The organism is Marivivens niveibacter, assembly GCF_002150005.2.
Lineage (GTDB): Bacteria > Pseudomonadota > Alphaproteobacteria > Rhodobacterales > Rhodobacteraceae > Marivivens > Marivivens niveibacter.
The window spans coordinates 1,020,755-1,043,521 of record NZ_MSPP01000001.1; the positions used below are offsets into that span (position 1 = coordinate 1,020,755).

23 protein-coding genes are annotated in these 22,767 nt (G+C 52.8%); 7 read left to right on the forward strand and 16 right to left on the reverse strand.

Annotation, left to right across the window (positions count from 1 at the left end):
- Positions 1 to 201 precede the first annotated feature (201 nt).
- Together BVC71_RS04955 and BVC71_RS04960 are read left to right on the forward strand one after the other, a co-directional pair.
- Positions 202 to 975 (forward strand): 3-hydroxybutyrate dehydrogenase, encoded by a 774-nt coding sequence (locus BVC71_RS04955; RefSeq protein ID WP_086450480.1) that lies wholly within the window; start codon positions 202 to 204, stop codon positions 973 to 975.
- Positions 976 to 1,086: 111 nt separating this feature from the next.
- On the forward strand, positions 1,087 to 2,121 hold the full coding sequence (locus tag BVC71_RS04960) for a patatin-like phospholipase family protein (RefSeq protein WP_086450481.1): 1,035 nt from the start codon (positions 1,087 to 1,089) through the stop codon (positions 2,119 to 2,121).
- On the opposite strand, the gene BVC71_RS04965 is transcribed toward BVC71_RS04960, so the two are convergent.
- The 4 genes from BVC71_RS04965 to BVC71_RS04980 form a co-directional block, all read right to left on the reverse strand.
- A complete protein-coding gene (locus BVC71_RS04965) occupies positions 2,118 to 2,852 on the reverse strand; it encodes a DUF502 domain-containing protein (protein ID WP_086450693.1) in 735 nt (244 codons plus the stop codon). The two genes, BVC71_RS04960 and BVC71_RS04965, sit on opposite strands and share 4 nt — an antisense overlap.
- Before the next feature lie 79 nt (positions 2,853 to 2,931).
- A complete protein-coding gene (locus BVC71_RS04970) occupies positions 2,932 to 3,855 on the reverse strand; it encodes a pseudouridine-5'-phosphate glycosidase (protein WP_086450482.1) in 924 nt (307 codons plus the stop codon).
- A complete protein-coding gene (locus tag BVC71_RS04975; RefSeq protein ID WP_086450694.1) occupies positions 3,852 to 4,745 on the reverse strand; it encodes a PfkB family carbohydrate kinase in 894 nt (297 codons plus the stop codon). Before BVC71_RS04975 ends, BVC71_RS04970 begins: the two co-directional genes overlap by 4 nt.
- A 36-nt stretch (positions 4,746 to 4,781) precedes the next feature.
- Entirely contained in the window at positions 4,782 to 5,579 is a 798-nt protein-coding gene (locus tag BVC71_RS04980) for a DUF4198 domain-containing protein (RefSeq protein WP_086450483.1), read from the reverse strand.
- Here BVC71_RS04980 and BVC71_RS04985 point away from each other — a divergent pair.
- The 3 genes from BVC71_RS04985 (at position 5,578) to tsf (ending at position 8,602) form a co-directional block, all read left to right on the forward strand.
- Positions 5,578 to 6,732 (forward strand): HupE/UreJ family protein, encoded by a 1,155-nt coding sequence (locus BVC71_RS04985; RefSeq protein WP_086450484.1) that lies wholly within the window; start codon positions 5,578 to 5,580, stop codon positions 6,730 to 6,732. The two genes, BVC71_RS04980 and BVC71_RS04985, sit on opposite strands and share 2 nt — an antisense overlap.
- 151 nt (positions 6,733 to 6,883) lie before the next feature.
- On the forward strand, positions 6,884 to 7,651 hold the full coding sequence (rpsB, locus tag BVC71_RS04990) for a 30S ribosomal protein S2 (RefSeq protein WP_086450485.1): 768 nt from the start codon (positions 6,884 to 6,886) through the stop codon (positions 7,649 to 7,651).
- A gap of 78 nt (positions 7,652 to 7,729) precedes the next feature.
- Positions 7,730 to 8,602 (forward strand): translation elongation factor Ts, encoded by an 873-nt coding sequence (gene tsf, locus BVC71_RS04995; protein WP_086450486.1) that lies wholly within the window; start codon positions 7,730 to 7,732, stop codon positions 8,600 to 8,602.
- A gap of 372 nt (positions 8,603 to 8,974) precedes the next feature.
- Here tsf and BVC71_RS05000 read toward each other — a convergent pair whose 3' ends face one another.
- The 11 genes from BVC71_RS05000 to BVC71_RS05050 form a co-directional block, all read right to left on the reverse strand.
- Complete coding sequence (locus BVC71_RS05000) at positions 8,975 to 9,730, reverse strand: LuxR family transcriptional regulator (RefSeq protein WP_086450487.1); 756 nt, start codon at positions 9,728 to 9,730, stop codon at positions 8,975 to 8,977.
- A 124-nt stretch (positions 9,731 to 9,854) separates the two neighbouring features.
- Entirely contained in the window at positions 9,855 to 10,541 is a 687-nt protein-coding gene (gene phoB / locus BVC71_RS05005) for a phosphate regulon transcriptional regulator PhoB (protein ID WP_086450488.1), read from the reverse strand.
- Position 10,542: 1 nt separating this feature from the next.
- Entirely contained in the window at positions 10,543 to 11,253 is a 711-nt protein-coding gene (phoU, locus tag BVC71_RS05010) for a phosphate signaling complex protein PhoU (RefSeq protein ID WP_086450489.1), read from the reverse strand.
- 16 nt (positions 11,254 to 11,269) lie between these two features.
- Positions 11,270 to 12,067 (reverse strand): phosphate ABC transporter ATP-binding protein PstB, encoded by a 798-nt coding sequence (pstB, locus tag BVC71_RS05015; RefSeq protein ID WP_086450490.1) that lies wholly within the window; start codon positions 12,065 to 12,067, stop codon positions 11,270 to 11,272.
- 20 nt (positions 12,068 to 12,087) lie between these two features.
- Positions 12,088 to 13,413 carry a phosphate ABC transporter permease PstA gene (gene pstA, locus BVC71_RS05020; protein ID WP_086450491.1) on the reverse strand — a complete coding sequence of 442 codons (1,326 nt, stop codon included), beginning with the start codon at positions 13,411 to 13,413 and terminating at the stop codon, positions 12,088 to 12,090.
- Entirely contained in the window at positions 13,413 to 14,894 is a 1,482-nt protein-coding gene (pstC, locus tag BVC71_RS05025) for a phosphate ABC transporter permease subunit PstC (RefSeq protein ID WP_086450492.1), read from the reverse strand. The genes pstA and pstC overlap by 1 nt, the downstream gene beginning before the upstream one ends.
- A gap of 85 nt (positions 14,895 to 14,979) precedes the next feature.
- Positions 14,980 to 16,011: a substrate-binding domain-containing protein gene (locus BVC71_RS05030; RefSeq protein WP_086450493.1), complete on the reverse strand. Its 1,032-nt coding sequence runs from the start codon at positions 16,009 to 16,011 to the stop codon at positions 14,980 to 14,982.
- A gap of 135 nt (positions 16,012 to 16,146) precedes the next feature.
- A complete protein-coding gene (locus tag BVC71_RS05035) occupies positions 16,147 to 17,193 on the reverse strand; it encodes a sensor histidine kinase (RefSeq protein ID WP_086450494.1) in 1,047 nt (348 codons plus the stop codon).
- Between the two features lie 71 nt (positions 17,194 to 17,264).
- Positions 17,265 to 17,783 (reverse strand): gamma carbonic anhydrase family protein, encoded by a 519-nt coding sequence (locus tag BVC71_RS05040; protein WP_086450495.1) that lies wholly within the window; start codon positions 17,781 to 17,783, stop codon positions 17,265 to 17,267.
- On the reverse strand, positions 17,780 to 18,415 hold the full coding sequence (gene gmk, locus BVC71_RS05045; RefSeq protein ID WP_086450695.1) for a guanylate kinase: 636 nt from the start codon (positions 18,413 to 18,415) through the stop codon (positions 17,780 to 17,782). Before gmk ends, BVC71_RS05040 begins: the two co-directional genes overlap by 4 nt.
- Before the next feature lie 12 nt (positions 18,416 to 18,427).
- Positions 18,428 to 19,321: a YicC/YloC family endoribonuclease gene (locus tag BVC71_RS05050; RefSeq protein WP_240516780.1), complete on the reverse strand. Its 894-nt coding sequence runs from the start codon at positions 19,319 to 19,321 to the stop codon at positions 18,428 to 18,430.
- Between the two features lie 149 nt (positions 19,322 to 19,470).
- Between BVC71_RS05050 and BVC71_RS05055 the strand changes: the two genes are divergently transcribed.
- Entirely contained in the window at positions 19,471 to 20,067 is a 597-nt protein-coding gene (locus BVC71_RS05055; RefSeq protein ID WP_165767723.1) for a PAS domain-containing protein, read from the forward strand.
- Here BVC71_RS05055 and BVC71_RS05060 read toward each other — a convergent pair whose 3' ends face one another.
- Positions 20,068 to 21,438 carry a class II 3-deoxy-7-phosphoheptulonate synthase gene (locus BVC71_RS05060; protein ID WP_086450497.1) on the reverse strand — a complete coding sequence of 457 codons (1,371 nt, stop codon included), beginning with the start codon at positions 21,436 to 21,438 and terminating at the stop codon, positions 20,068 to 20,070.
- A 228-nt stretch (positions 21,439 to 21,666) separates the two neighbouring features.
- Between BVC71_RS05060 and BVC71_RS05065 the strand changes: the two genes are divergently transcribed.
- Complete coding sequence (locus BVC71_RS05065; RefSeq protein WP_086450498.1) at positions 21,667 to 22,662, forward strand: GlxA family transcriptional regulator; 996 nt, start codon at positions 21,667 to 21,669, stop codon at positions 22,660 to 22,662.
- The last annotated feature ends 105 nt before the right edge of the window (positions 22,663 to 22,767 follow it).

The window sequence follows — 22,767 nt, forward strand, 5'->3', positions numbered from 1 at the left end:
ACCTGCCTCAATGACTTAGCGCCGGCCTTGTGCCGGCGTTTTTTTATTGGGTTTTCTGCATATTTCGGTGTCATCAAAACTGCGTGGAATCGGTCACGGAATCGGCGATTCTTTGTGCTGTTTTTACGCCGAGTCATTGAATTATTTTGCAGTCGCAGCATTATCAAAGACAGGTTTTCGTACATACAGAGGACGAAAGACATGTCTCTTTCAGGTAAAACAGCCGTCATTACAGGATCAAATTCCGGTATCGGGCTGGGCGTCGCGCGCGAATTGGCCAAAGCAGGCGCCGATATTGTTCTAAATTCATTTACAGACAACGACGACGATCACAAATTGGCGTCTGACATGGCCGAAGAATTTGGCGTTACTGTCCGCTACATTCAGGCTGATATGTCCAAAGCGGATCAATGCCGCGCTCTGATAGAAAAAGCAGGCAAATGCGATATCCTGGTCAACAACGCCGGCATCCAGCATGTTGCGCCGATTGATGAATTTCCGACTGAAAAATGGGATGCGATCATCGCGATCAATATGAATTCTGCCTTTCATACAACCGCAGCTGCGCTGCCGTTAATGCGCAAAGGTGGCTGGGGTCGAATCGTCAATATCGCATCAGCCCATGGTTTGACCGCGTCACCCTATAAATCCGCCTACGTCACGGCCAAACATGGTGTTGTGGGCATGACCAAAGTGGTCGCGCTGGAAACAGCGAAAGAGGACATTACAGCCAATGCGATTTGTCCGGGCTATGTTCACACGCCGCTGGTGGAAAAACAGATCCCCGACACCGCAAAGAAATACGACATGACCGAAGAAGAAGCGATCGAGAAGGTCATTCTGGAACGTCAGCCGTCCAAGCAATTCGCGACCGTTGAACAAATCGGCGGTACGGCTGTGTTCCTGTGTTCGTCTGCTGCCGAACAAATCACAGGTACAACGATCAGCGTCGATGGTGGCTGGACAGCGCTGTAAAAGATAAAGGCAGGTATTTTCATACCTGCCTTACCTTCGGGAACAATTCACTGACTACACTATTACCCTCAATTTTTACTCTTTTTCACTTTTTACGAAAGTAGGGAAAACATGACGTTTCGTATCAATCTTGCACTGCAAGGTGGGGGTGCTCATGGAGCCTACACTTGGGGTGCCTTAGACAGATTATTGGATGAGGAAGATGTTGAGGTTGCTGCAATTTCAGGGACGTCGGCAGGTGCATTAAACGGGGCGGCGTTCAAGGCGGGGTTGGTAAACGGCGGCCGCGAAGGTGCGCGTGAAAACTTGAATTGGGTTTGGCGGCGCGTCGGCGCGATTACGGATCCTACGGTCAATAAATGGATGGAACCATTTGCGCCCGCGACCGAATTATATGCGAACGCGCTAACCTATTCGCCGGTTTATATGTGGTGGGAAACCGCCATACGCATGATGTCGCCCTATAATTTTGGGCCAGCGATTTCGAATCCGCTGGAACGGATCATCAAAGAATTCGAATGGGATGCGATCTGTGCTGACGATGGTCCTGAATTACACGTTTGCGCGACAAACGTTAGAACCGGAAAAATACGTGTTTTCAAAGACGAAGAGGTCACAACGCAAGCCATTCTTGCCTCTGCTTGCCTACCCACATTGTTCGAAGCCGTAGAGATACATGATCAAGCGACCGGCAAAACAGAAGCCTATTGGGATGGTGGCTATACGGGTAACCCTGCGCTGTTTCCGCTGTTTCCCCAGCATTTGCCAGACGATATCGTGATCGTGAACATCAATCCGTTGTACCGCGAAGAAATTCCCACCGACGGCCAATCCATTCAAAACCGGATCAACGAGATCAGCTTTAACACGTCGCTTTTGCGCGAACTGCGTGCGATCAGTTTTGTGAAACGGCTCATTGCCGATGGTTCGATCAAAAAGGGCGCGATGAAAGACGTGAACGTGCATTTGGTCGAAGACGAAGCATTGATGACCGAATTGGGTCTGGCCACAAAAATGATCGCGCTGCCTGTTGTCCTTTCGCGGCTAAAAGAGGCGGGCCGCAATTCCATGGACCGTTTTCTAAAGAACCACAAAAAAGATTTGGGAAAACGCGGCAGCGTCGATCTGCACGAAATGTTTGATTAGCGTTTCGGCAAAGCCTCGGGATCGACTTTCGGCGTTTTGGTGTTTGGATAAACCAGGCCCGCCGAAATCACCAATTTTGCCGCGTCTTCAACCGACATATCCAGCATCGTCAGGTCGCTGCGCGGGATGAACAACAAAAATCCCGATGTTGGGTTTGGCGTTGTCGGCAAAAAGACCGTCATGATGTCACCGTCAGCTGGCACCTTTTCCGCCATTTCGCCTTTGGCTTTGGTGGAAATGAAACCAATGGCCCATACACCTTTGCGTGGATATTCGATCAAACAAGCTTCGTCGAAACTGGTTTCTGATTGTGCGAATACAGTTTCCGCCAGTTGTTTCGCGCCGTTATAGATCGACCGGACGACAGGCATCCGACCAACAAGGCTTTCGCCCCAAATCAAAAAACGGCGGCCAATGATGCCTTTGGCGATCCACCCAACCGCGATGGTGACGACCAAAAATAGGATTACGCCCAGACCGCGTACATTGACCTGAATGTAGTCGGGGCTCATTGGGCTATCGTTGCCCAAAATACGGTTCACGATTTGGGTAGGGTGATAATAGTCGGGGACCAAAGGCCAGACGAACCCGTCAACCCATCCAACAACCGACCAAATCAGCCAAATCGTTAGGCCAATCGGCGCGATAACAACAATGCCCGCCAGAAAATTATTGCGCAGTCCTGAAATAAGACCAGAGCGACGTTTGGGCGGTTCAGGAGGAGTTTGGATATTCACAATCAAGCCAAAATAAATGTGTTTGGCTTAATGTAGGCGCGACCATCCGCGCCTACAATGGATGTTATCGACCTTAGTCGGATTTCGACGTCAGCTTGTGCAGCGACGCTGCAATTTTCGCCGCCAATTCCGCATTATTCAGCACGAGCACGATATTTGCGGTCAGGCTGCGGCCTTCGGTTTTTTCGTACATCGCGTTCAGCAAGAACGGGGTGACGTCTTTGGCAGCAATCTTTGCGGCTTCTGCTTCGGCCAATGCTGCCTCGATCACGGGTGCCAATTCTTCGGCGGCGATTTCGGCATCGACGGGAATCGGGTTTGCAACCAATTGACCACCTGGCAAATCCAGCAATCCGCGCATCTGGTGTGATTTTGCGATCTCGTCGGCGGTATCCATGCGCAATGGGGCAGGGATGCCCGATGACCGCGACCAGAACGCTGGCACTTCGTCCTGTCCGAATGCGATGACAGGCACGCCATAGGTTTCCAGCACTTCGAATGTTTTGGGCAGGTCCAAAATGGCTTTGGCGCCCGCGGCTACAACCGTCACCGGCGTCTGTGCCAGTTCAGGCAAGTCAGCCGAAATATCAAAGGTCTGGTCGGCACCGCGATGAACGCCGCCAATTCCGCCAGTTGCGAAAACGCTGATCCCTGCGTGATGGGCACCGATCATGGTCGCGGCAACGGTCGTCGCCCCTGTACCGCCAGATGCCAGACAGGCGGCGATATCTGCACGGCTAAGTTTTGCGACCCCTTTGGCTTGACCAAACATTTCTAACTGTTCGTCATCCAAACCGATGCACAGCACGCCTTCGATGATTGCGATGGTGGCAGGGACCGCGCCATTATCGCGGACCTTTTGTTCAACCAAACGCGCCGTTTCTACGTTTTGCGGATAGGGCATGCCGTGGCTAATGATAGTGCTTTCCAACGCGACCAAAGGTTGGTCGTTTTTCATCGCCTCTGCGACTTCGGCAGAAAAGGACATTGGGATCATCTTGGGTGTTCTCCTGAAACGTAGGTCGCTGCGGCGTTCAGTGCTGTTTCCAGCGCGTCATCACGCGTTTCGCCGCGGCGTTCGGCAGCAATATGCGCGGCCATAAATGTATCACCTGCACCCGTCACGCGCGTGACCAGTACAGATGGAGGTTGTTTTGTAATAACGCGGTCAGCGGTGGCATCGGATGCGGATTTGCCGCCATCTGTGACCAACACACGTTTCGCGCCACGTTCAATCAGCGCCAATGCGGCCTGTTCCGAACTGGTACAGTCGCGGCGGGTTAATAGGTTTGCCTCTTCTAAATTGACATAGAGCGTTGCAACAGGATGCCCCAGCAAGGCCAGCAGTCGGTCCGCTTTACCGGGGCTGGCTGGCGCAACGCGTAAATCAGCGGACGCGAATAGGGGCGACGACGAAATTTTGCGCAATAGATCAACGGTCAAATTACCATCCAGCGCAATCAGCCCGTTGTAAGGGGTCGCTTCGTCACCCAACCGACCGTCGCCCATAGCAGTAATAATTTTAGCGCCGGCCTGTTCCAATGAATGAGCGTCAGCGATGGCCGCGATCAGGCCATTTGCACCTTCGACCGCCATGTAGCTATCGGTGGGCAGATCCTCGGATCGATAGACATAGTCGGTTACAAGGCCCATATTTTGCGCCTCGATCATCAATTCGTCACCTTCGCGGTCACGGCCTATGGCCGTAAGCAACGCAGGCGTCATACCGAAACGCGCCAACGTCATCGCAATGTTCATCGCAACACCGCCCGGCAACCTTTCGATACGGCCTGGAACGTCGGACCCCAGCCGCATAACCGAAGGAGACCGACCGACAACGTCCCACAGGACGGACCCGATGCATAGAATGTCGATAGATTTGATCATAAACCCGTCATGACGCGACATGACGGCATGCGCAAGTCATTCCGGAACGGCAAATGTCAGGTTTGCCCAATGGGTTTCGTACATTGCACCCATTTCAACCGCATCGTCCAATTCTGGGGCACGTAATACAACTGCATCCAGCATATATTCGTACCCTGCTTTCACGTTTATGGTTACGACACCTTCGTCGGTTGTGGGGACGGTGAATATTGTCACCTCATCTGTGGGTGATTTTTCAAACACTTCAACCTGCGCCCGAGCCCGAGGTTCGCCCTCATATAGTAACGTCGCTTTAAAGTCGGCAGTGTCATCAGAGTAGGGATTGGAGAGAGCCACAAATTCGGTCAACAAACCGGTCGGTTGATCAATACCCACAGCATCACCAACACCGACCAATGTTTTGGAATAACGCCAATACGTTTCCAAAATACCGTTATCGGGTAGGGTGGTTGGATAGGGTGCGGTTGTGGGTTCTGGTAGCGACTTGTGATCCACAAATCGCTGGAATTTTGCTAGATCGGTATAGGTCAGACGCGCGGCAGTTGATTGATAAATAACAACATTCAAACCGTCTGAAACGGGTTCAACATCCAGTCCTGGTCGATCACCCGCACGCATTTCAATCGCGGCTACCTCGGTACCCGAATAATTTTCGAAACGCGCTATCCGGCTAGGTAGGTATACCAAATTTGCACCATCAAAGGCCTCTCCATTGACAATGTTTGCGACTAATCTACCGTCGTTCGGAACAATATAGTCCAGTGGTTCAAGCCACAGTTCGTGCGCCATAACGGGCGATGCGACGAGGGCCAAGATAGAAAGTAGACTGCGCATGAGAGTTCGTTCCTTTATTACACAAACCAAACTGGCCCTGATTGGGTTTGTGTCAATCTTTGTTTTTGGATCGGGCCTTTTTCAAAACGCTGATGCACACGAAGTTTTGCCAGCGATCGCCAATATGGAAATCAAAGACGATCGTTTGGTTTTCGATGTCGAAATGGCGATCGAAGGCATTTTGGCCGATATTGACCTAGGTGAATACGCCGACACCAACGATGCGCCGCAGGCGGCGACCTACGACGATTTTCGCGCCTTGGATGCAGATGAACTAGCGACGGCCTTTGCTGCTGACTGGGCGGATGTGCAATCGAAAATCGACGTTAGCGTCGATGGTGAACCGCGTGCACTGAACCTTGTTTCGGTAGATGTGCCATCATCTGACAATGATGAACTGGCGCGTCTGACCGTATTCAGCTTTGACGCGGGTGACGTCTCCGATGCCCAAACTGTTTCCTTTTCGTGGGATGAAACTTTGGGCATGATCGTTCTGCGCCAAAATGGCGTCGAAGAGCCCTACACTGGCACATTGTCCAATGGTGAAACGTCTGGTGACATTGCATTGACTGGCGGCGACGCATTGTCGTGGTGGCAAACATTCGTGAGCTACATCCCGACGGGTTTTGAACACATCGTTCCGCTTGGCATGGACCACATCCTATTTGTTCTGGGCCTCTTCTTCTTCTCGATGAAGATGCGCCCATTGTTGTGGCAGGTGTCTGCATTCACGCTTGCACATACCATTACGCTAGCGTTGGCAGCCTTGGGCTATGTTAACGTGCCAGGTTCTATCGTCGAACCATTGATCGCTGCATCGATTGCTTTTGTCGCGTTTGAAAACATCACAGCCAAGGGACGACTGAATTCATTCCGTCCAATTGTGATTTTCGCGTTTGGTCTGCTGCATGGTCTGGGCTTTGCCTCCGTGTTGCAAGAATACGGTCTGCCAGAGGACGGGTTCATTGCCGCGCTGATCGGTTTCAATATCGGTGTTGAGGTTGGCCAACTGTTTGTCATCGCTATTGCCTATGCGTTGGTCGGGTTCTGGTTCGGGCACAAATCATGGTATCGCAGCGTTATTGCGATCCCTGCGTCCATCGCGATTGGATTGATGGGTGTTTGGTGGGTAATTGAACGCACCTTATTGTAATTCGGGCCTTGCCTTTCTGGGGCGCGCGGGGTAAACGCGCGCCATTCAACTCCGCAAGCGGGGGCGGGTGACGTGGGGAGACATCCCATGCATCCACCGGTTGGACATTCGTCTGATCCCCCGCTGAGGCTAAACCGGAAAGGAAAGAGACATGGCTCTACCCGAGTTCACCATGCGTCAGCTGCTGGAAGCAGGCGTACACTTTGGTCACCAGACACAGCGCTGGAACCCTAAGATGCAACAGTACATCTACGGTTCGCGTAACGGCATCCACATTTTCGACCTGACCCAGACTGTTCCAATGCTGGACCAAGCTCTGAACGTCATCCGTGACACCGTTGCTAAAGGCGGCCGTATCCTGTTCGTAGGTACCAAACGTCAGGCTCAAAAGCCTATCGCTGACGCTGCAGAGAAATGCGCTCAGTACTACATGAACCACCGTTGGTTGGGCGGCACGCTGACCAACTGGCAGACTGTTTCGCAGTCGATCAACCGTCTGAAGGCAATCGACGAATCCGCAGAGCGTGGTTTCGAAGGCCTGACCAAAAAAGAGCGTCTGAACGCAGAGCGTGAGCAAGCAAAACTGCAAGCTTCGCTGGGCGGCATCCGCGAAATGGGCGGCGTTCCTGACCTGATGGTTGTAATCGACGTTAACAAAGAAGATCTGGCAATCGCCGAAGCTAAAAAACTGGGCATCCCAGTTGTAGGCATCGTCGACACCAACTCTTCGCCAGACGGCGTTGACTACCCAGTTCCAGGCAACGACGACGCAGCGCGCGCGATTGCTCTGTACTGTGATCTGGCTGCTCGCGCAGCTCTGGACGGCATGTCGGCTCAGCTGGCAAAAGCAGGTGTTGACCTGGGCGCTGTCGAAGACATGGCAGAAGAAGTACTGGCAGAGGAAGCAGCTGCTCAATAAGAGCAGGGGCTTTGCACAATTGTTACCGGTCATGGAATACATCCATGGCCGGACACTATAATTTCCAGGAGATGTGAAATGGCGATCACCGCAGCAATGGTAAAAGAACTGCGCGAGTCGACTGGCGCTGGCATGATGGATGCTAAAAAAGCTCTGGTTGAAAACAACGGCGACATGGAAGCAGCAGTAGACTGGCTGCGCACCAAAGGTCTGGCAAAAGCTGCTAAGAAAGCTGGCCGTACCGCTGCAGAAGGTCTGGTTGCAGTTGCGATCGAAGGCGGCAAAGGTGTTGCTGTCGAAGTTAACTCCGAAACCGACTTTGTTGCGAAGAACGAAAAGTTCCAAGCAATGGTTACCAAAATCGCAGGCGCTGCGCTGAACGTTGCTGACGTTGACGCGCTGAAAGCTGCTGATCTGGGTGGTAAAACCGTAGAAGCAACCATCACCGATGCAGTTGCAACCATCGGCGAAAACATGTCGGTTCGCCGCATGGCTTCGATCGAAGGCGCTTCGGTTCTATCCTACATCCACAACGCTGCCGCTGACAACATGGGCAAAATCGGCGTTCTGGTTGCTCTGTCCGCAGAAAACGAAGCGTTCGGCAAACAGGTTGCAATGCACATTGCAGCAGCAAACCCAGCTGCACTGGGCGAAGCTGACCTAGACGCAGCAATCGTTGAAAAAGAGCGTTCGATCCAGATCGAGATCGCACGTGAATCGGGCAAGCCAGAGCAGGTCATCGAAAAGATGATCGAAGGCCGCATGAAGAAATTCATCGCTGAATCGACCCTGCTGGGCCAAGCGTTCGTTGTGAACCCTGACCTGACCGTCGAAGCTGCAGCTAAAGAAGCTGGCGTTGAAATCACTGGCTTTATCCGCATGGAAGTCGGCGAAGGCATCGAAAAAGAAGAATCCGATTTCGCAGCTGAAGTTGCTGCAATGAACCAGTAATTTCTGGATCATATCGCATTCGAAAGGCTCGCCATTTGGCGGGCCTTTTTCTCTGGGCGCATCGCCCAATAAAAAAGGGCGCTGGTCATAAGACACAGCGCCCAGAAACACCGTCATACAGCGAATAGGATGGGATGTCCGCCGCATAACTGTACGCCGGAATTGATAGCAAACTATCGCAACCAGCCACCGGAAAACCGGCACGCTTTGGGGAACCTAAATAATAATTAGGGATCCAAAACGCTTGTGTCCCTGGCCTAAGGCCACCACTCACGGAACAGTGTAGTTATGACAATTGACGTAACGTAACAAAAGTCAGGTATACCTGACCATTTGAAATTATTGATGGATTTGGACTATTTGACTACGGGATCAAAAATCCAAAACAAACATCTGGTTGTAAAACGACGCTTTCAGGACTGCCTGTGCAGTCGTATCAACATCCAAAGATTCGCGCGCTAAACGTAAGTGTTTTTCAACAGTTGCAGGCGTAAGGCCCATAATTTGCGCGATGTCTTGCGTCGTTTTACCGTCACCAACCCATTCCAAAACTTCGCGCTGTCGTTTGGTCAATTGCCGCGCATGGGTGTTCGGCAACGTAAGCAATTTCAGGTACGCGACGTTCGCAGCTAGGTGAATTTCACGGCCATGTTCGTCCCAAATAGCATCGACGTCGTCCTGGCTCGTACCACTAGGGGCGGTGAGGGCGATCGCACCTTTCGTCCGTGCGCTCATCGAATGAAAACTAATGGTATAGCCAGCCGTAACACCCATTTTTTGATTGAATGCGAGCGCCTCTAGCTCTTTGTCATTCAGTTCGCCACGTTCGGCCGCGCCGCGGATCCAGCTCCAGCTACAGGCACCTGAATTTTCCATAGCCCAACGTACCATTGGCGCATGGAAATACATCCCGTCGTCGATGAACACTTTCATATACTCAGGCGACTGGTTTGTTAGGACAACCCAATCCTGAGGGTCACCCAAAGACCGTTCGGTACGATAGCGCGTGTAACCAAAGATCAGACGATCAAAGCCATAAGATGCCATTCGGGCTGTGTGCAAATTCCACAATTCCTCGACCGAGGCAGAATTTGCCAAGCCGTCAAGGTATTCCAGAAAGTCAGTCAAAACACACCTGTGTAGTCAGTATCTTAAGTCACACAGCTGATACCACCTTAGGCGAGATCAACCAATAGGTTTATCGCGGCAATATTTAACATAATACTGATTACACAACGAGCGAGCTACAACTTTAGCCTAATGCGTAACCGGCCCCTCGCACCGTACGCACAGGATCCGAACCGCCATGCGCGGTCAGTGCTTTGCGCAGCCGGCCAACATGGACGTCAACTGTTCTGGTGTCGACATAGATGTCACGGCCCCACACGCGGTCTAGTAACTGATCACGGGACCAAACCCGACCAGGCTTTTCAATAAATGTCGAAAGCAGCCGAAATTCTGTAGGCCCGAGTTTGAGCATTTCACCGTTGCGCGTGACGCGGTGCGTTTCGCTGTCCAGCTGAATGTCGTCAAACGTCATGACCTGACCCGTCATCGTTGGACGCGCTCGGCGCAACTGACTACGAACGCGCGCCAATAATTCACTGACAGAATACGGCTTGGTTACATAGTCATCCGCGCCGATTTCTAACCCGCGGACTTTGTCGGTTTCCTCTGACCGTGCGGACAGCATGATCACAGGAATTTCGCGGGTCTCGGCGCGGCTTTTGACTTGGCGGCAAACCTCGATGCCCGACACGTTTGGTAACATCCAATCCAACACGATGACGTCTGGGGCTTCCTCTGAAACCAATAGCAACGCCTCTTCGCCATTCATGGCCGCTGATACGCGATAGCCTTCGGCCTCTAGGTTATAAGACAACACTTCGCGTTGGGCTGGTTCGTCCTCGACAATCAGGACATGCGCTTGACCAGACATGTTACTCTACCTTGGACACCGATGTGGTAATATCGCCTTTCGGACGCGCCTCGTCTGGGATTTCGCCAGTGACCTGATAAATCACTTGTTCGGCGATGTTGGTCACCAGATCGCCCATACGTTCGACGTTTTTCGCGATGAAATGCAGGTGCATACAGGCCGTGATGTTACGCGGATCTTCCATCATGAATGTCAGGAATTCACGGAACAGCGCGTTGTACATTTGGTCAACGTCTTGGTCGTGCATACGAACCTGTTCAGCCAGTTCAGCGTCGCGGCGGACATAAGCATCCAGTACGTCGCGCAGCATTCCTTGAACTTCGCGGGCCATGCGGCGCAGCGCGGCATCTGGGCCGTTGATCGGCGTCATTTCCGCCAGAACATGGGTACGTTTCGCCATATTTTTCGCGTAATCGCCGATACGTTCTAAGCTACCAGCGATTTTCATAACCGTAAGAACGGTGCGCAAGTCTTTGGAAACAGGTGCTCTTAGCGCGATGGTGCGCGCGGCTTCTTCGTTGATGCGTAACTCTAGGGCGTCGATAGCTTTGTCGCCTTGGCGGACTTTGTCAGCCAATTCCACATCGCGGGTTTCTAGCGATTGCGCGCCGTCCAAAATGGCCGCTTCGACAAGGCCGCCCATTTTCATGACCAGTGCTTGAATGGCTTCTAGGTCGCGGTCGTATGCGGAAAGAATGTGTTGATCTGTCATAATATCTGCCCTGCCCTTAACCGATACGGCCAGTGATGTAGCTTTCGGTGCGTGGATCGACCGGGTTTGTGAAAATCTGGCCTGTTTCGCCGTATTCCACCAAATTCCCTAGGTGGAAGAACGCGGTTTTCTGGCTGACGCGTGCGGCCTGCTGCATGGAGTGCGTCACGATTACCACCGAATAGTTTTCGCGCAGTTCGTCGATCAGTTCTTCGACCTGAGCGGTCGCGATCGGGTCCAGCGCCGAACATGGTTCGTCCATCAACAGCACCTCTGGTTCGGTGGCGACAGCGCGCGCAATGCACAAACGCTGTTGTTGGCCGCCGGACAGACCTGTGCCTGGTTTATCCAGACGATCCTTTACTTCGTCCCAGATCGCACCGCGGCGCAGTGCCTTTTCTACGATCTCGTCCAGATCGGCCTTGTTTTTGGCCAGACCGTGGATGCGCGGACCATAAGCCACGTTGTCGTAGATCGATTTCGGGAACGGGTTTGGTTTTTGGAAAACCATGCCGACCTTTGCGCGCAGCTGCACTGGGTCGACCTGTTTGTCGTAGATATCTTCGCCGTCCAGTAGGATGTTGCCTTCGACGCGGCAGATATCAATCGTGTCATTCATACGGTTCAGCGAACGCAGGAACGTCGATTTACCACAACCCGATGGGCCGATGAATGCGGTGACGGTTTTGTCAGCGATATCAACGTTCACGTCTTTGATCGCATGGTTATCACCGTAGTACACTTGTACATCGCGGGCCGCAATTTTGATGTCTTTCATGTCCACCGCTCTATCAATTAGTCGCATGTCGTTCATGTTTATGTCCTCCTGCTCAATTACCAGCGGCGCTCAAAGCGGCGGCGCAGGATGATTGCGATGATGTTCATCGTAAGAAGAAAAGCCAGCAGCACGATAATACCGCCCCATGCTTTTTCGTAGAAACCAGCGTCCGCGCGGGACGCCCATGTGTAGATTTGTGCAGGCATAGCCGAGTTTGGTTCAACAAAGCCTTGGATAAAGCCTTCAGGATATTCGCGCGCCACAAAGCCCACCATACCGATCAACAAAAGCGGAGCCGTTTCACCCAGCGCCTGCGCCAGACCGATGATTGTACCCGTCAAAATGCCTGGCATCGCCAATGGCAGCACGTGGTGGAACACCGCCTGCATTTTCGATGCACCGATGCCCAATGCCGCGTCGCGGATCGACGGCGGCACAGCCTTTAGCGATGCGCGGGTCGAAATGATAATCGTTGGCAATGTCATCAGCGTCAGGACCAAACCACCAACCAGCGGCGCCGATTGTGGCAGGTGCATGAACTGAATGAACACGGCCAGACCCAAGATACCGAACACGATGGATGGCACGGCGGCTAGGTTCGAGATGTTCACCTCGATCAGGTCGGTCCAGCGGTTTTTCGGTGCGAACTCTTCTAGGTAGATGGACGCCGCAACACCAATCGGCAGCGACAGTACCAACACGACCAGCATCATGAAGAACGAGCCGATAACGGATGCGCCGATCCCTGCCCCGCCTGGGTTGTCCACGCCAGAATCTTTGCCAGTGATAAAGTTCCAGTCGAACACCGTACGGATCGTGCCCGAAGCCAGCATGACGTCGACAAGATCAAGGTCAGCTGCCTCTAGGAAACGGCTGTCTTCGACTTCGTCTTTGGTGAATTCGCCGTTGATGTAACGGTTCACGCGCGACGATGTTGGCAGGTCAAATGTGACAGGCGAGCCGATTGTGTTTGGATTTTCCTGATAATGCGCGCGGATCAGGTTGCCGGTTTTACCCGCGATCCGTTCAATCGTTTTGGCGTCGTATTCGACTTCTACGCCAGTTTCGGCCAATTGCGCGGCTAGACCGTCGTTAAAGAAACCTTGGTACTTTGCTGTTTTCAGCATGGTGCCTTCGGCTTCGTCGTATTGTTCTTGGGTCATCGTGAATTCGACCGACAGAACAGTTGTCGTGAACGCAGGCAGACCCGATTTCAGGATCGAATAGAACAGCACCGTCAGGAAAAACAGACCAATCCCGATGGCGGTCACACCATAGGCGCGGAACCGTTTTTCAGCCGAATTACGTTTTTTCGTACGGGCGTCATGTGCGATCAGCGACGTTTTTGGGGCTTGTGCCCCCGAATTGGTAGCGTCGGTCATTAGTCGTACTGCTCCCGATATTTATTTACGATGTAGAGCGCGAAGATATTCAGGCCCAACGTCAGAATGAAAAGGGTCATACCCAGTGCGAATGCAACCAAGGCTTCGGGCGAAGAAAAGTCGCTGTCGCCAGTCAACTGGGATACGATTTTAGCTGTCACGGTTGTCATCGCTTCGAACGGGTTTAGCGATAGGCGCGCCGCCGCCCCTGCCCCTAGCACCACGATCATGGTTTCACCGATGGCGCGCGATGCGGCCAGCAGAACCGCGCCAACGATACCTGGCAAAGCTGCTGGCAAAACAACCTGTTTAATGGTTTCCGATTGGGTCGCACCCAAACCGTACGATCCATCGCGCAGCGACTGAGGCACTGCGTTGATGATATCGTCAGACAGAGACGACACGAACGGGATCAACATGATGCCCATAACGATACCTGCGGTCATCACGGCGCGGCCACCGCCCTGCCAATCAACGCCCAGATATCCGCCTTCGCCAAAGACGCTGACCAACAGCGGGCCAACGGTTAGCAGTGCAAATAGACCGTAAACGATGGTCGGGATACCAGCCAGAACCTCTAGCAATGGTTTTGCGACGGAACGAACCGATTTCGATGCGTATTCCGACAGGTAGATTGCGGCGAATAGGCCAATCGGCACAGCCACAGCCAATGCCACGACCGAAATATACAGCGTACCCCACAGTAGCGGTAGAATGCCCAGTTCGGACGAACCACCACGGCCCGAGAAGCTAGGCGCCCATTCGGTACCAAAGAAGAAATGAGTGATCGGATAGAGGCGGAAAAATTCGATCGTGTTAAAGACCAGCGACAAAACAATGCCAACAGTCGTTAGGATCGCGATTGAAGCCGCCGCAATCAGCATATAACGAATGCTGGTTTCAACGGTGTTGCGCGCGCGGAAATCGGCATTCGTTTGACGAAGGCCCCAAACCGCACCAGCAATCGCCAGTGCGATCACGACAACCCACATCGCGGTGGTGCCGGCATTCGACATCGAACGATAGGACAATGCTGCGTCCCAGATCGGCTGGGTCAGTTCGGTTGTTACGATCTGCCCGGCATTTTTCAGCGCCTCGGTCACGGCAGACAGGTCAGCGGCAGAATCCGCCAAAACAGCGCTATCTAGATCACCAGATATGACAGCCGCCGAAACGCCGTTCGATGTTCGCTGGACCTCGCTCATGATTAGGCCAGCGCTGGACCCCTCTGGGATCGCCGTTTCTGGCAAATTCGATGATACGACCGAACTAATGATCAGCGGTTGCGCAATCAGCCAAACAATCAAAACAAAAAACGCTGGCACCATCGATTTTAGTGCAACGTTCCAACCATAGTACGAGGGCAAAGAGTGCAGGTTTCGGATGTCACCCTGACCGCTAGAAATCGCGCGGGTCCGTCCAATTACAAATCCGATTGCGGCAATGATCAATACCGCACAGATGAGCCACAAAATAGGCATTCGCCCCCCATATGGGTAATTCGTTGAAATGGTAAAGGGGCGGCAGTCACAGCCGCCCCTTCGGGATGTGTATGCCCGAGGGCTATTAGTTCATGGTTGCTTCGGCTTCAACAGCAGCTTGGGTCGCTGCCAGTTCTGGATCCGAAACCAGACCGTATGCTGCCAGAGGGCCATCTGGGCCTGCCAGTTCGTCAGCAACGAAGAACTGAGCGTATTCTTTCAGGCCTGGGATCACGCCGATGTGTGCTGCTTTCACGTAGAAGAACAGTGGGCGCGATACTGGGTATTCGCCAGTTGCGATCGATTCAGTCGAAGGAACAACGCCGGACATGGTCGCGACTTTCAGCTTGTCGGTGTTGTTTTCGTAGAATGCCAGACCGAACACGCCGATTGCGTTGGTGTTTGCGTCGATCGAAGCCAGAGTTTCGGTGTAGTCGCCGTCGATGTCGACCGAACGACCATCGGTGCGAACTTCCAGACATGCATCTTCTGCGTCGTCTTCGGACATGCCGCCAGCGATCATCGCTTCCATTGCGCCAGTTGCTTCACAGCCAGCTGCGATAACTTTTTCTTCGAACACTTCGCGGGTGCCGTGCTTGGTGCCTGGGATGAATGCCAGGATGTCAGCTGCAGGCAGGTCAGCGTTGAATTCCGACCACTGGGTGTATGGGTTGTCGACCAGTTCGCCGTCTACCATCACTTTTGGTGCCAGAGCGTTGAAGATGTCCGATGGAGTAAACGCGTCAAACGCTGGGCCGTCGATTTGCGATGCGAATACGATGCCGTCGTAACCGATGCGTACTTCGATGATGTCGGTCACACCGTTTTCAGCACATGCAACGATTTCTTTTTCGCGGATAGCGCGCGATGCGTTTGCAACGTCGATGGTGTTTTCGCCAACGCCTTCGCAGAAACGCTTTAGGCCAGCCGAGGAACCGCCCGATTCAACAACCGGTGTTGGGAAATCAGTGTTTGCACCGAAAGCTTCGGCAACGATCGAAGCGTAAGGCAGAACAGTCGACGAACCAGCAACCTGAACGTTGTCACGTGCAGCTGCTGCAGTCGCGGAAACGGCAGCAATTGCCAGGGTCGAAGCGGTCAATTTGATGAAAGACATATTTAACTCCAGTCTGTCAGTCATAGGCATTGGGCGTTTCCCGTAGCCTTCGAGGGCCGTCCTAAGTGCCTCTCGCCACGCTTTTGTGACACTTTTGTAAAAGTTTTATGACAGGGCTGGGTTCAAATGCAAACTTTATTCCAAAATGGGTAAAATCACCGAAAAAACAGTGCCTTGACCCAATTTCGATTGAATCCGCAAACGACCCCGGTGGCGATTAATTATATGTTTTACAATCGCAAGCCCCAATCCAGTTCCGCCAACTTCGCGCGAACGGTGTGAATCAACACGATAAAATCGCTCTGTCAGGCGCGGAATGTGATGTTCGGCGATTCCTTCGCCGTGATCTGTTACATGAATTGTAACACCTTTCCCGCGTATCAACGGTTGATCCAGCGGAACCGAAACCGAAACATCGACAGATTTTCCGGCACCACCGTATTTGATTCCGTTTTCGATTAAATTCGTCAGCACCTGACGCAATTGATTGGAATCGCCCAACACTTGAACCTGTGTTTCAGGAACATCCAGATTGATTATGACATCAGATGATTTTGCGACGGGTTCTAGGGATTGTTTGACGGAAGCGACCAACGCGACCAAATCAACCTCTTCGGTGGGTCGGACGCGTTCGTGTTCTTCGACACGGCTAAGCGACAATAGATCTTGAACCAGTTGTGACATGCGCGATGCTTCACGCTCCATGATCGTTAGGAAACGATCTTGGGCTTTGGAATCATTCCGCGCTGGTCCACGCAGCGTTTCCACGAACCCCATTAGTGCAGTCAGCGGCGTCTTCAGTTCGTGACTGACGTTCGCGACGAAATCACGGCGCATCTTTCCGGCTTCTTCGATGTCGGTCAGATCTTCGAAAGTCAACAAAACGGCAGGGCCATTTGGCGCAGCAACGGGGGCCGCATTCACACGGTATGTCGTATCGCGGCCACCATCGCGCCCCAGATACCGTGTTTCGATGTGCTGACCGCGCACAATTACAGCCTCAATCGCGTCTAAGACGTTGGGTTGTCGCAACACGTTGATGAAATGCTGGCCCACACATTCAGAACTGAACAAATCCTTGGCGAGCTGGTTGGCGGCTAAAATACGTTCGTTCGGCCCGATCAACACAGCCGTCAGTGGGAATGCATTGACCAAATCGGCCGGTTCAATCGGGGTATTCATTTTGGATGCGCCGTTTTAATAAGTTAGTCGTCAGACTATTCACACATACTGTGACAGTCCTGCGACAAAACCTAAAGCGCCTTTAGACCATCACGGAACCGTGCGGCATTTGCCTGATAATTCAGCGCGGAATTTTCCAGTTTAGCGATCGCAGCGTCATCCAACTGGCGCACGACTTTGCCGGGTGCGCCCATGACCAACGATCCGTCAGGGATTTCCTTGCCTTCGGTAATCAAAGCCCCTGCCCCGATCAGACAGTTTTTGCCGACCTTGGCGCCGTTCATCACCTGCGCGCCCATGCCGACCAAAGTGTTGTCGCCAATGGTGCAGCCATGCAGCATCGCTTTGTGGCCGATGGTGCAGTTTTTCCCAACGGTCAACGGAAACCCCATATCGGTGTGCAGCGCGGTCAATTCTTGGACGTTGCTGCCTTCGCCGATGGTAATCCGTTCGTTATCGCCGCGTAGAGTGACACCAAACCAGACGGAACTGCGCGGACCCAAGGTGATTTTGCCGATTACATTCGCATCGGGCGCAACCCAAGCGTCATCGGCGATTTCAGGTGCAATTCCGTCCAGTTCGTAAATCATCTGTCTTCGAATTCCTTGTTCAGGCCACGCACAAATTCGGTCAGTTGTGGCTGACGCGATGCGCGGGCGCGTTCTGCGGTCAGAATAGTCTTAAGCTCTTCTTCGGCTTTGTCCAAATCGCGATTGACGATGACATAGTCATATTCGGCCCAATGGCTGATTTCATTTCGGCTTTGTGACATGCGTTTTTCGATAACTTCATCGCTATCTTGCGCACGCCCACGTAGACGCGATTCCAAATCAGCGATGGAGGGCGGCAGGATGAAAATCGAAACGACGTCTTGGGCCAGTTTAGACCGACGGATTTGCTGACCGCCCTGCCAGTCGATATCGAAAATCGTATCGCGGCCTTCGGCGATGGCTTCGTCAATCGGGCCTTGCGGGCTGCCATAATAGTTCCCGAAAACCTCGGCATGTTCCAACATACCTCCATCTGCGATCAGTTTTTCAAATTCTTCGTGGGATTTGAAATAGTAATCAACGCCATCCACCTCGCCCGGGCGTGGCTGGCGCGTTGTCGCGGACACGGAAAATTTCAGCGACGGGTCCCATGCCATCAGACGTTTGGCCAATGACGATTTACCTGCGCCAGACGGCGACGAAAGAATAATCAGCAGGCCACGGCGGCGCATTTCGGTCATGGTTTACTCCACATTCTGGATTTGTTCGCGCATCTGTTCGATCGCGGCCTTAAGGTCTAGACCAACAGCCGTCAATTCGCGGAACTGCGATTTGGAACACAAAGTGTTTGCCTCGCGGTTAAATTCTTGGGCCAGAAAATCCAGTTTCCGCCCCGAAGGCGCAAGATCGTTCACCAGCAATCGCGCTGCGTCCACATGGGCACGCAATCGATCAATTTCTTCGGTGACGTCTTGTTTAACCGCAATCAATGCAAGTTCTTGAGCCAGCCGGTCGGGATCCACCGCGTCGACGTCCGACATAACACGGGACAAAGCAGATTTTAGCGATGCCGCCATATGCGGCTGCCGTTCATCCGCCGTCTTTGCGGCCTGATCAACCAGCGCCTCAATAGTCGACAACTGATCTGTTAGAACGGAATGCAGCGCCGTACCTTCTGTTTTGCGCATCTGCGCAAAATCATTCAGCAGACCGTCCAATTCATGCGTCAATGCGGCGATGATCTTATCCGTATCCTCTGCTTTATCTTGGCGCGGAACCATGACGCCTTTGACATTCAAAAAATCCAGCGCTGTAGGCGGCGAAATTTGAATGCCGGCGGCTTCGGCTTGCGCACGCGCGACCGCACTGGCGGCAATAACGCGGGCCAACATATCCTGATCGACCTCAACCGCGCCTTGAGTATTGTCCGCTGTCATCCGCAACGTCAGCGATATATTTCCCCGCGCACAGGTTTTCGCGATCCGCTGGCGAATAATCTGTTCCAACGCGGAAAACCCGTCAGGAACACGAACACGGACATCAATACCGCGCGCGTTCACGCTGCGGATATCCCAAACCCAATTCGCACCATCAATCTGGCTGGTACGGCTGGCAAAAGCGGTCATCGACTGGATCAAGTATCGGTCCTCCATCTGCCATGGTGATTAAGCGTATATGCCAAACGTATCAAGGCTTTGGCATTAACCCTTTAACCAGTTCATCATTTGCTAACTGATCTGTACGACCAGTTAAGTTAAATTGGCGGTAGTTTATGATGGAGACGGTTATGGATGTCATTCATTTCGATCAGATCAACACCAGTCACGATGTCATTGCAGATATCGAGGCATATTGGAACGATATGCGCGGTCTAGGCGGACTGCCTAATCGGGCGACATTTGATCCAGCACGTTTGGACGTTGCATTACCATATTCGTTTATTTTGGAACGCGTTACCAAAGGCGCGGCGCGATTTCGGGTCAGCGGCCAAAAAGTGAACGAAATGATGCTGATGGAAACACGCGGCATGCCGTTGTCGTGCTTTTTCCACAATGATAGCCGCGCGGAACTCGCCCAGATCATCAATGACTGTTTTGATGGCCCAGCGATCAAACGTCTGACGTTATTCGCGAACCGCGGGCCAGCGGCAAAAATTCACGGCAAGATGATTTTGCTGCCTTTGGCGGGTCATAATGGGTTACCGACCCGCGTTATGGGCGCAATGATTACTGATACGCCACCTTACGTGCGCAGCCCAAAATTTCATATTGCAGACCATCGCGCTCAAACTGTTGATCGCGTTGTCTGGACCAATGATGCGCCCATAAAAACAAAAGGGCCGGCACAACGGCCAGCCCTTCGTTTAATTATCAACAACAGCTAATTAGCCGTTTGCAACGTTCGCCAGTTTTTCGCGACGCGCCGACAGCTCTTCGGCAACCAAGAACGCCAGTTCAAGCGATTGCGACGCATTCAAACGTGGGTCGCAAGCGGTGTGGTAACGGCTGGACAGGTCTTCGTCTGTCACAGCGCGTACGCCGCCGGTGCATTCGGTCACGTCTTTGCCGGTCATTTCGAAATGCACGCCGCCTGGTACGGAACCTTCGGCGTTGTGAACAGCAAAGAATTCACGCACTTCGCGCAGAACGCTATCGAACGGACGGGTTTTGTAGCCCGAGGTCGATTTGATCGTGTTGCCGTGCATTGGGTCACAGGTCCACGTCACGTTTGCGCCTTCTTCCTGAACAGCTTTGATCAGGCGTGGCAGGTGTTCACCTACGCTGCCCGCACCGAAGCGTGCGATCAGGGTCAAACGACCCTCTTCGTTGTTCGGGTTCAGCGACTGCATCAGCGATTTCAGGTGGCCAGAGGTCATCGAAGGACCACATTTCAGACCGATCGGGTTGATCACGCCTTTGCAGAATTCGACGTGCGCGCCATCAGGCTGACGGGTACGGTCGCCGATCCAGATCATGTGACCCGAACCTGCCAGCCATTTGCCCGAGGTCGAATCCATGCGGCACAGTGCTTCTTCGTATTCGAGCAGCAGCGCTTCGTGGCTGGTGTAGAAATCAACGGTCTGCATTGCGTGCGCAGCTTCGTCACGCATGCCTGCTGCGTTCATGAAATCCAACGTGTCGCTGATGCGGTTGGCCAGTTCGCGGTAACGTTCTGCCTCTGGGCTTTCTACGAAACCCAAAGTCCACGAATGAACCTTGTGCAGATCAGCGTAACCACCGGTCGAAAACGCACGCAGCAGGTTCAGTGTCGCAGCTGCCTGAGTGTACGCCTGAAGCATACGGTCAGGATCAGGAATGCGATCCTCTGGCGTGAAATCGAAACCGTTGATGATGTCACCACGGTAGCTGGGCAGTTCAACGCCGTTCACGGTTTCGGTTGGTGCCGAACGTGGTTTCGCCATCTGGCCAGCCATCCGCCCAACTTTGACCACAGGCACTTTGGCACCGTAAGTCAGCACCATAGCCATCTGCAGCATAACTTTGAACGTGTCGCGGATGTTGTCCGCGCTGAATTCGCCAAAGCTCTCTGCGCAGTCACCACCCTGAAGCAAGAACGCTTCGCCACGCGAAACAGCCGCCAGTTTTGCCTTTAGCTTGCGGGCTTCGCCAGCAAAGACCAAGGGCGGATAGCTGGACAGCTTCGCTTCTACAGCGTTCAGCTTTGCCCCATCCGTATAGTCGGGCATCTGAACTCGGGGCTTTTGGCGCCAGTCAGATTTTTGCCACTCGGTCATTGTCTTGCTCCGTAAAAATGTCTCTTTTTTAGCGATCCGCGATAATCGATTTTAGCGGTATCAGTGGCCGTTTATATATTTTGCCTCGATTGGGGCAATGCAAAAACGGTTTTTGCCTAAACTTAGGGCGTTCGGTGAAACCTATAGCAATTTCTTTAAACATCCCCTCTTGCGTCATTTTGAAAAAAAATGTTCAGGTCGCTCATTCACCGAAGCGATGAGGCCACGATGGAAAGCGACATTCAAATCGTCGACGTAGAAACAACCGGCAAAGCCCGGCGGTTTGTCTTTGTTCTGTTGGAAAATTTTACCCTTTTGTCTTTCGCTGGTGCGGTGGAATGCCTTCGCATTGCAAACCGTATGTCGGGCAAAAAGCTGTATGATTGGGCAACAGCAGGTGATGGCGGCGAATTTGTTACCTGTTCCAATGGAACAGAATTCAAACTGAACATGGATTTAACTGACTTGGGCCGCGATGACACACTATTGCTGTGCGGCGGTGTCGATGTTCAAAAATCCACGACGAAACGCGTGCTGAATTGGCTCCGCAAAGAATCACGTCGCGGCGTTACCATTGGCGGACTATGCACCGCGAGTTACGCGCTGGCCAAAGCAGGCCTACTAGACGGTAAACGCGCCACGATTCACTGGGAAAACCAAGATAGCTTTGCCGAAGATTTCGAAGAAGTTTTGCTGACCAAATCGGTTTTCGTGGTCGACGGTAACGTTATGACCGCAGCTGGCGGCACGTCGTCGTTAGATTTGATGCTAAAGCTGATCGCGGATGATCACGGCGAAGAATTGGCGAATGCTGTCGCGGATCAGCTGATTTATTCGTCCATTCGTACGGATCGTGACACGCAGCGCCTATCGATCCCAAGCCGTATCGGTGTCCGCCACCCCAAACTGTCCAGCGTCATTCAGATGATGGAAAAGAACATCGAAGAACCGATTAGCCCCGCCACGCTGGCCAAAGATGTGGGCATGTCGACACGTCAGTTGGAACGCCTGTTCCGCCGTTACCTCGCGCGGTCGCCAAAGCGGTACTACATGGAGCTGCGCCTCCAAAAAGCGCGCAACCTGTTGATGCAGACAGACATGAGCGTGATTAACGTCGCGTTGGCCTGCGGTTTCACGTCGCCGTCGCATTTTTCCAAATGCTATCGTGCGCATTATGAAACGACACCGTATCGCGAACGTGGCGCACACGGCCGCAAAGAATAATGTCGCTTTCACACGCTGAACTGCCGTTTTCCATGACTCCTCAGTGTGTTCAGTGTTTTGGCCTGCAAAATTTACCTTTTGCGGGCTTTTTACTTGCGATTGACC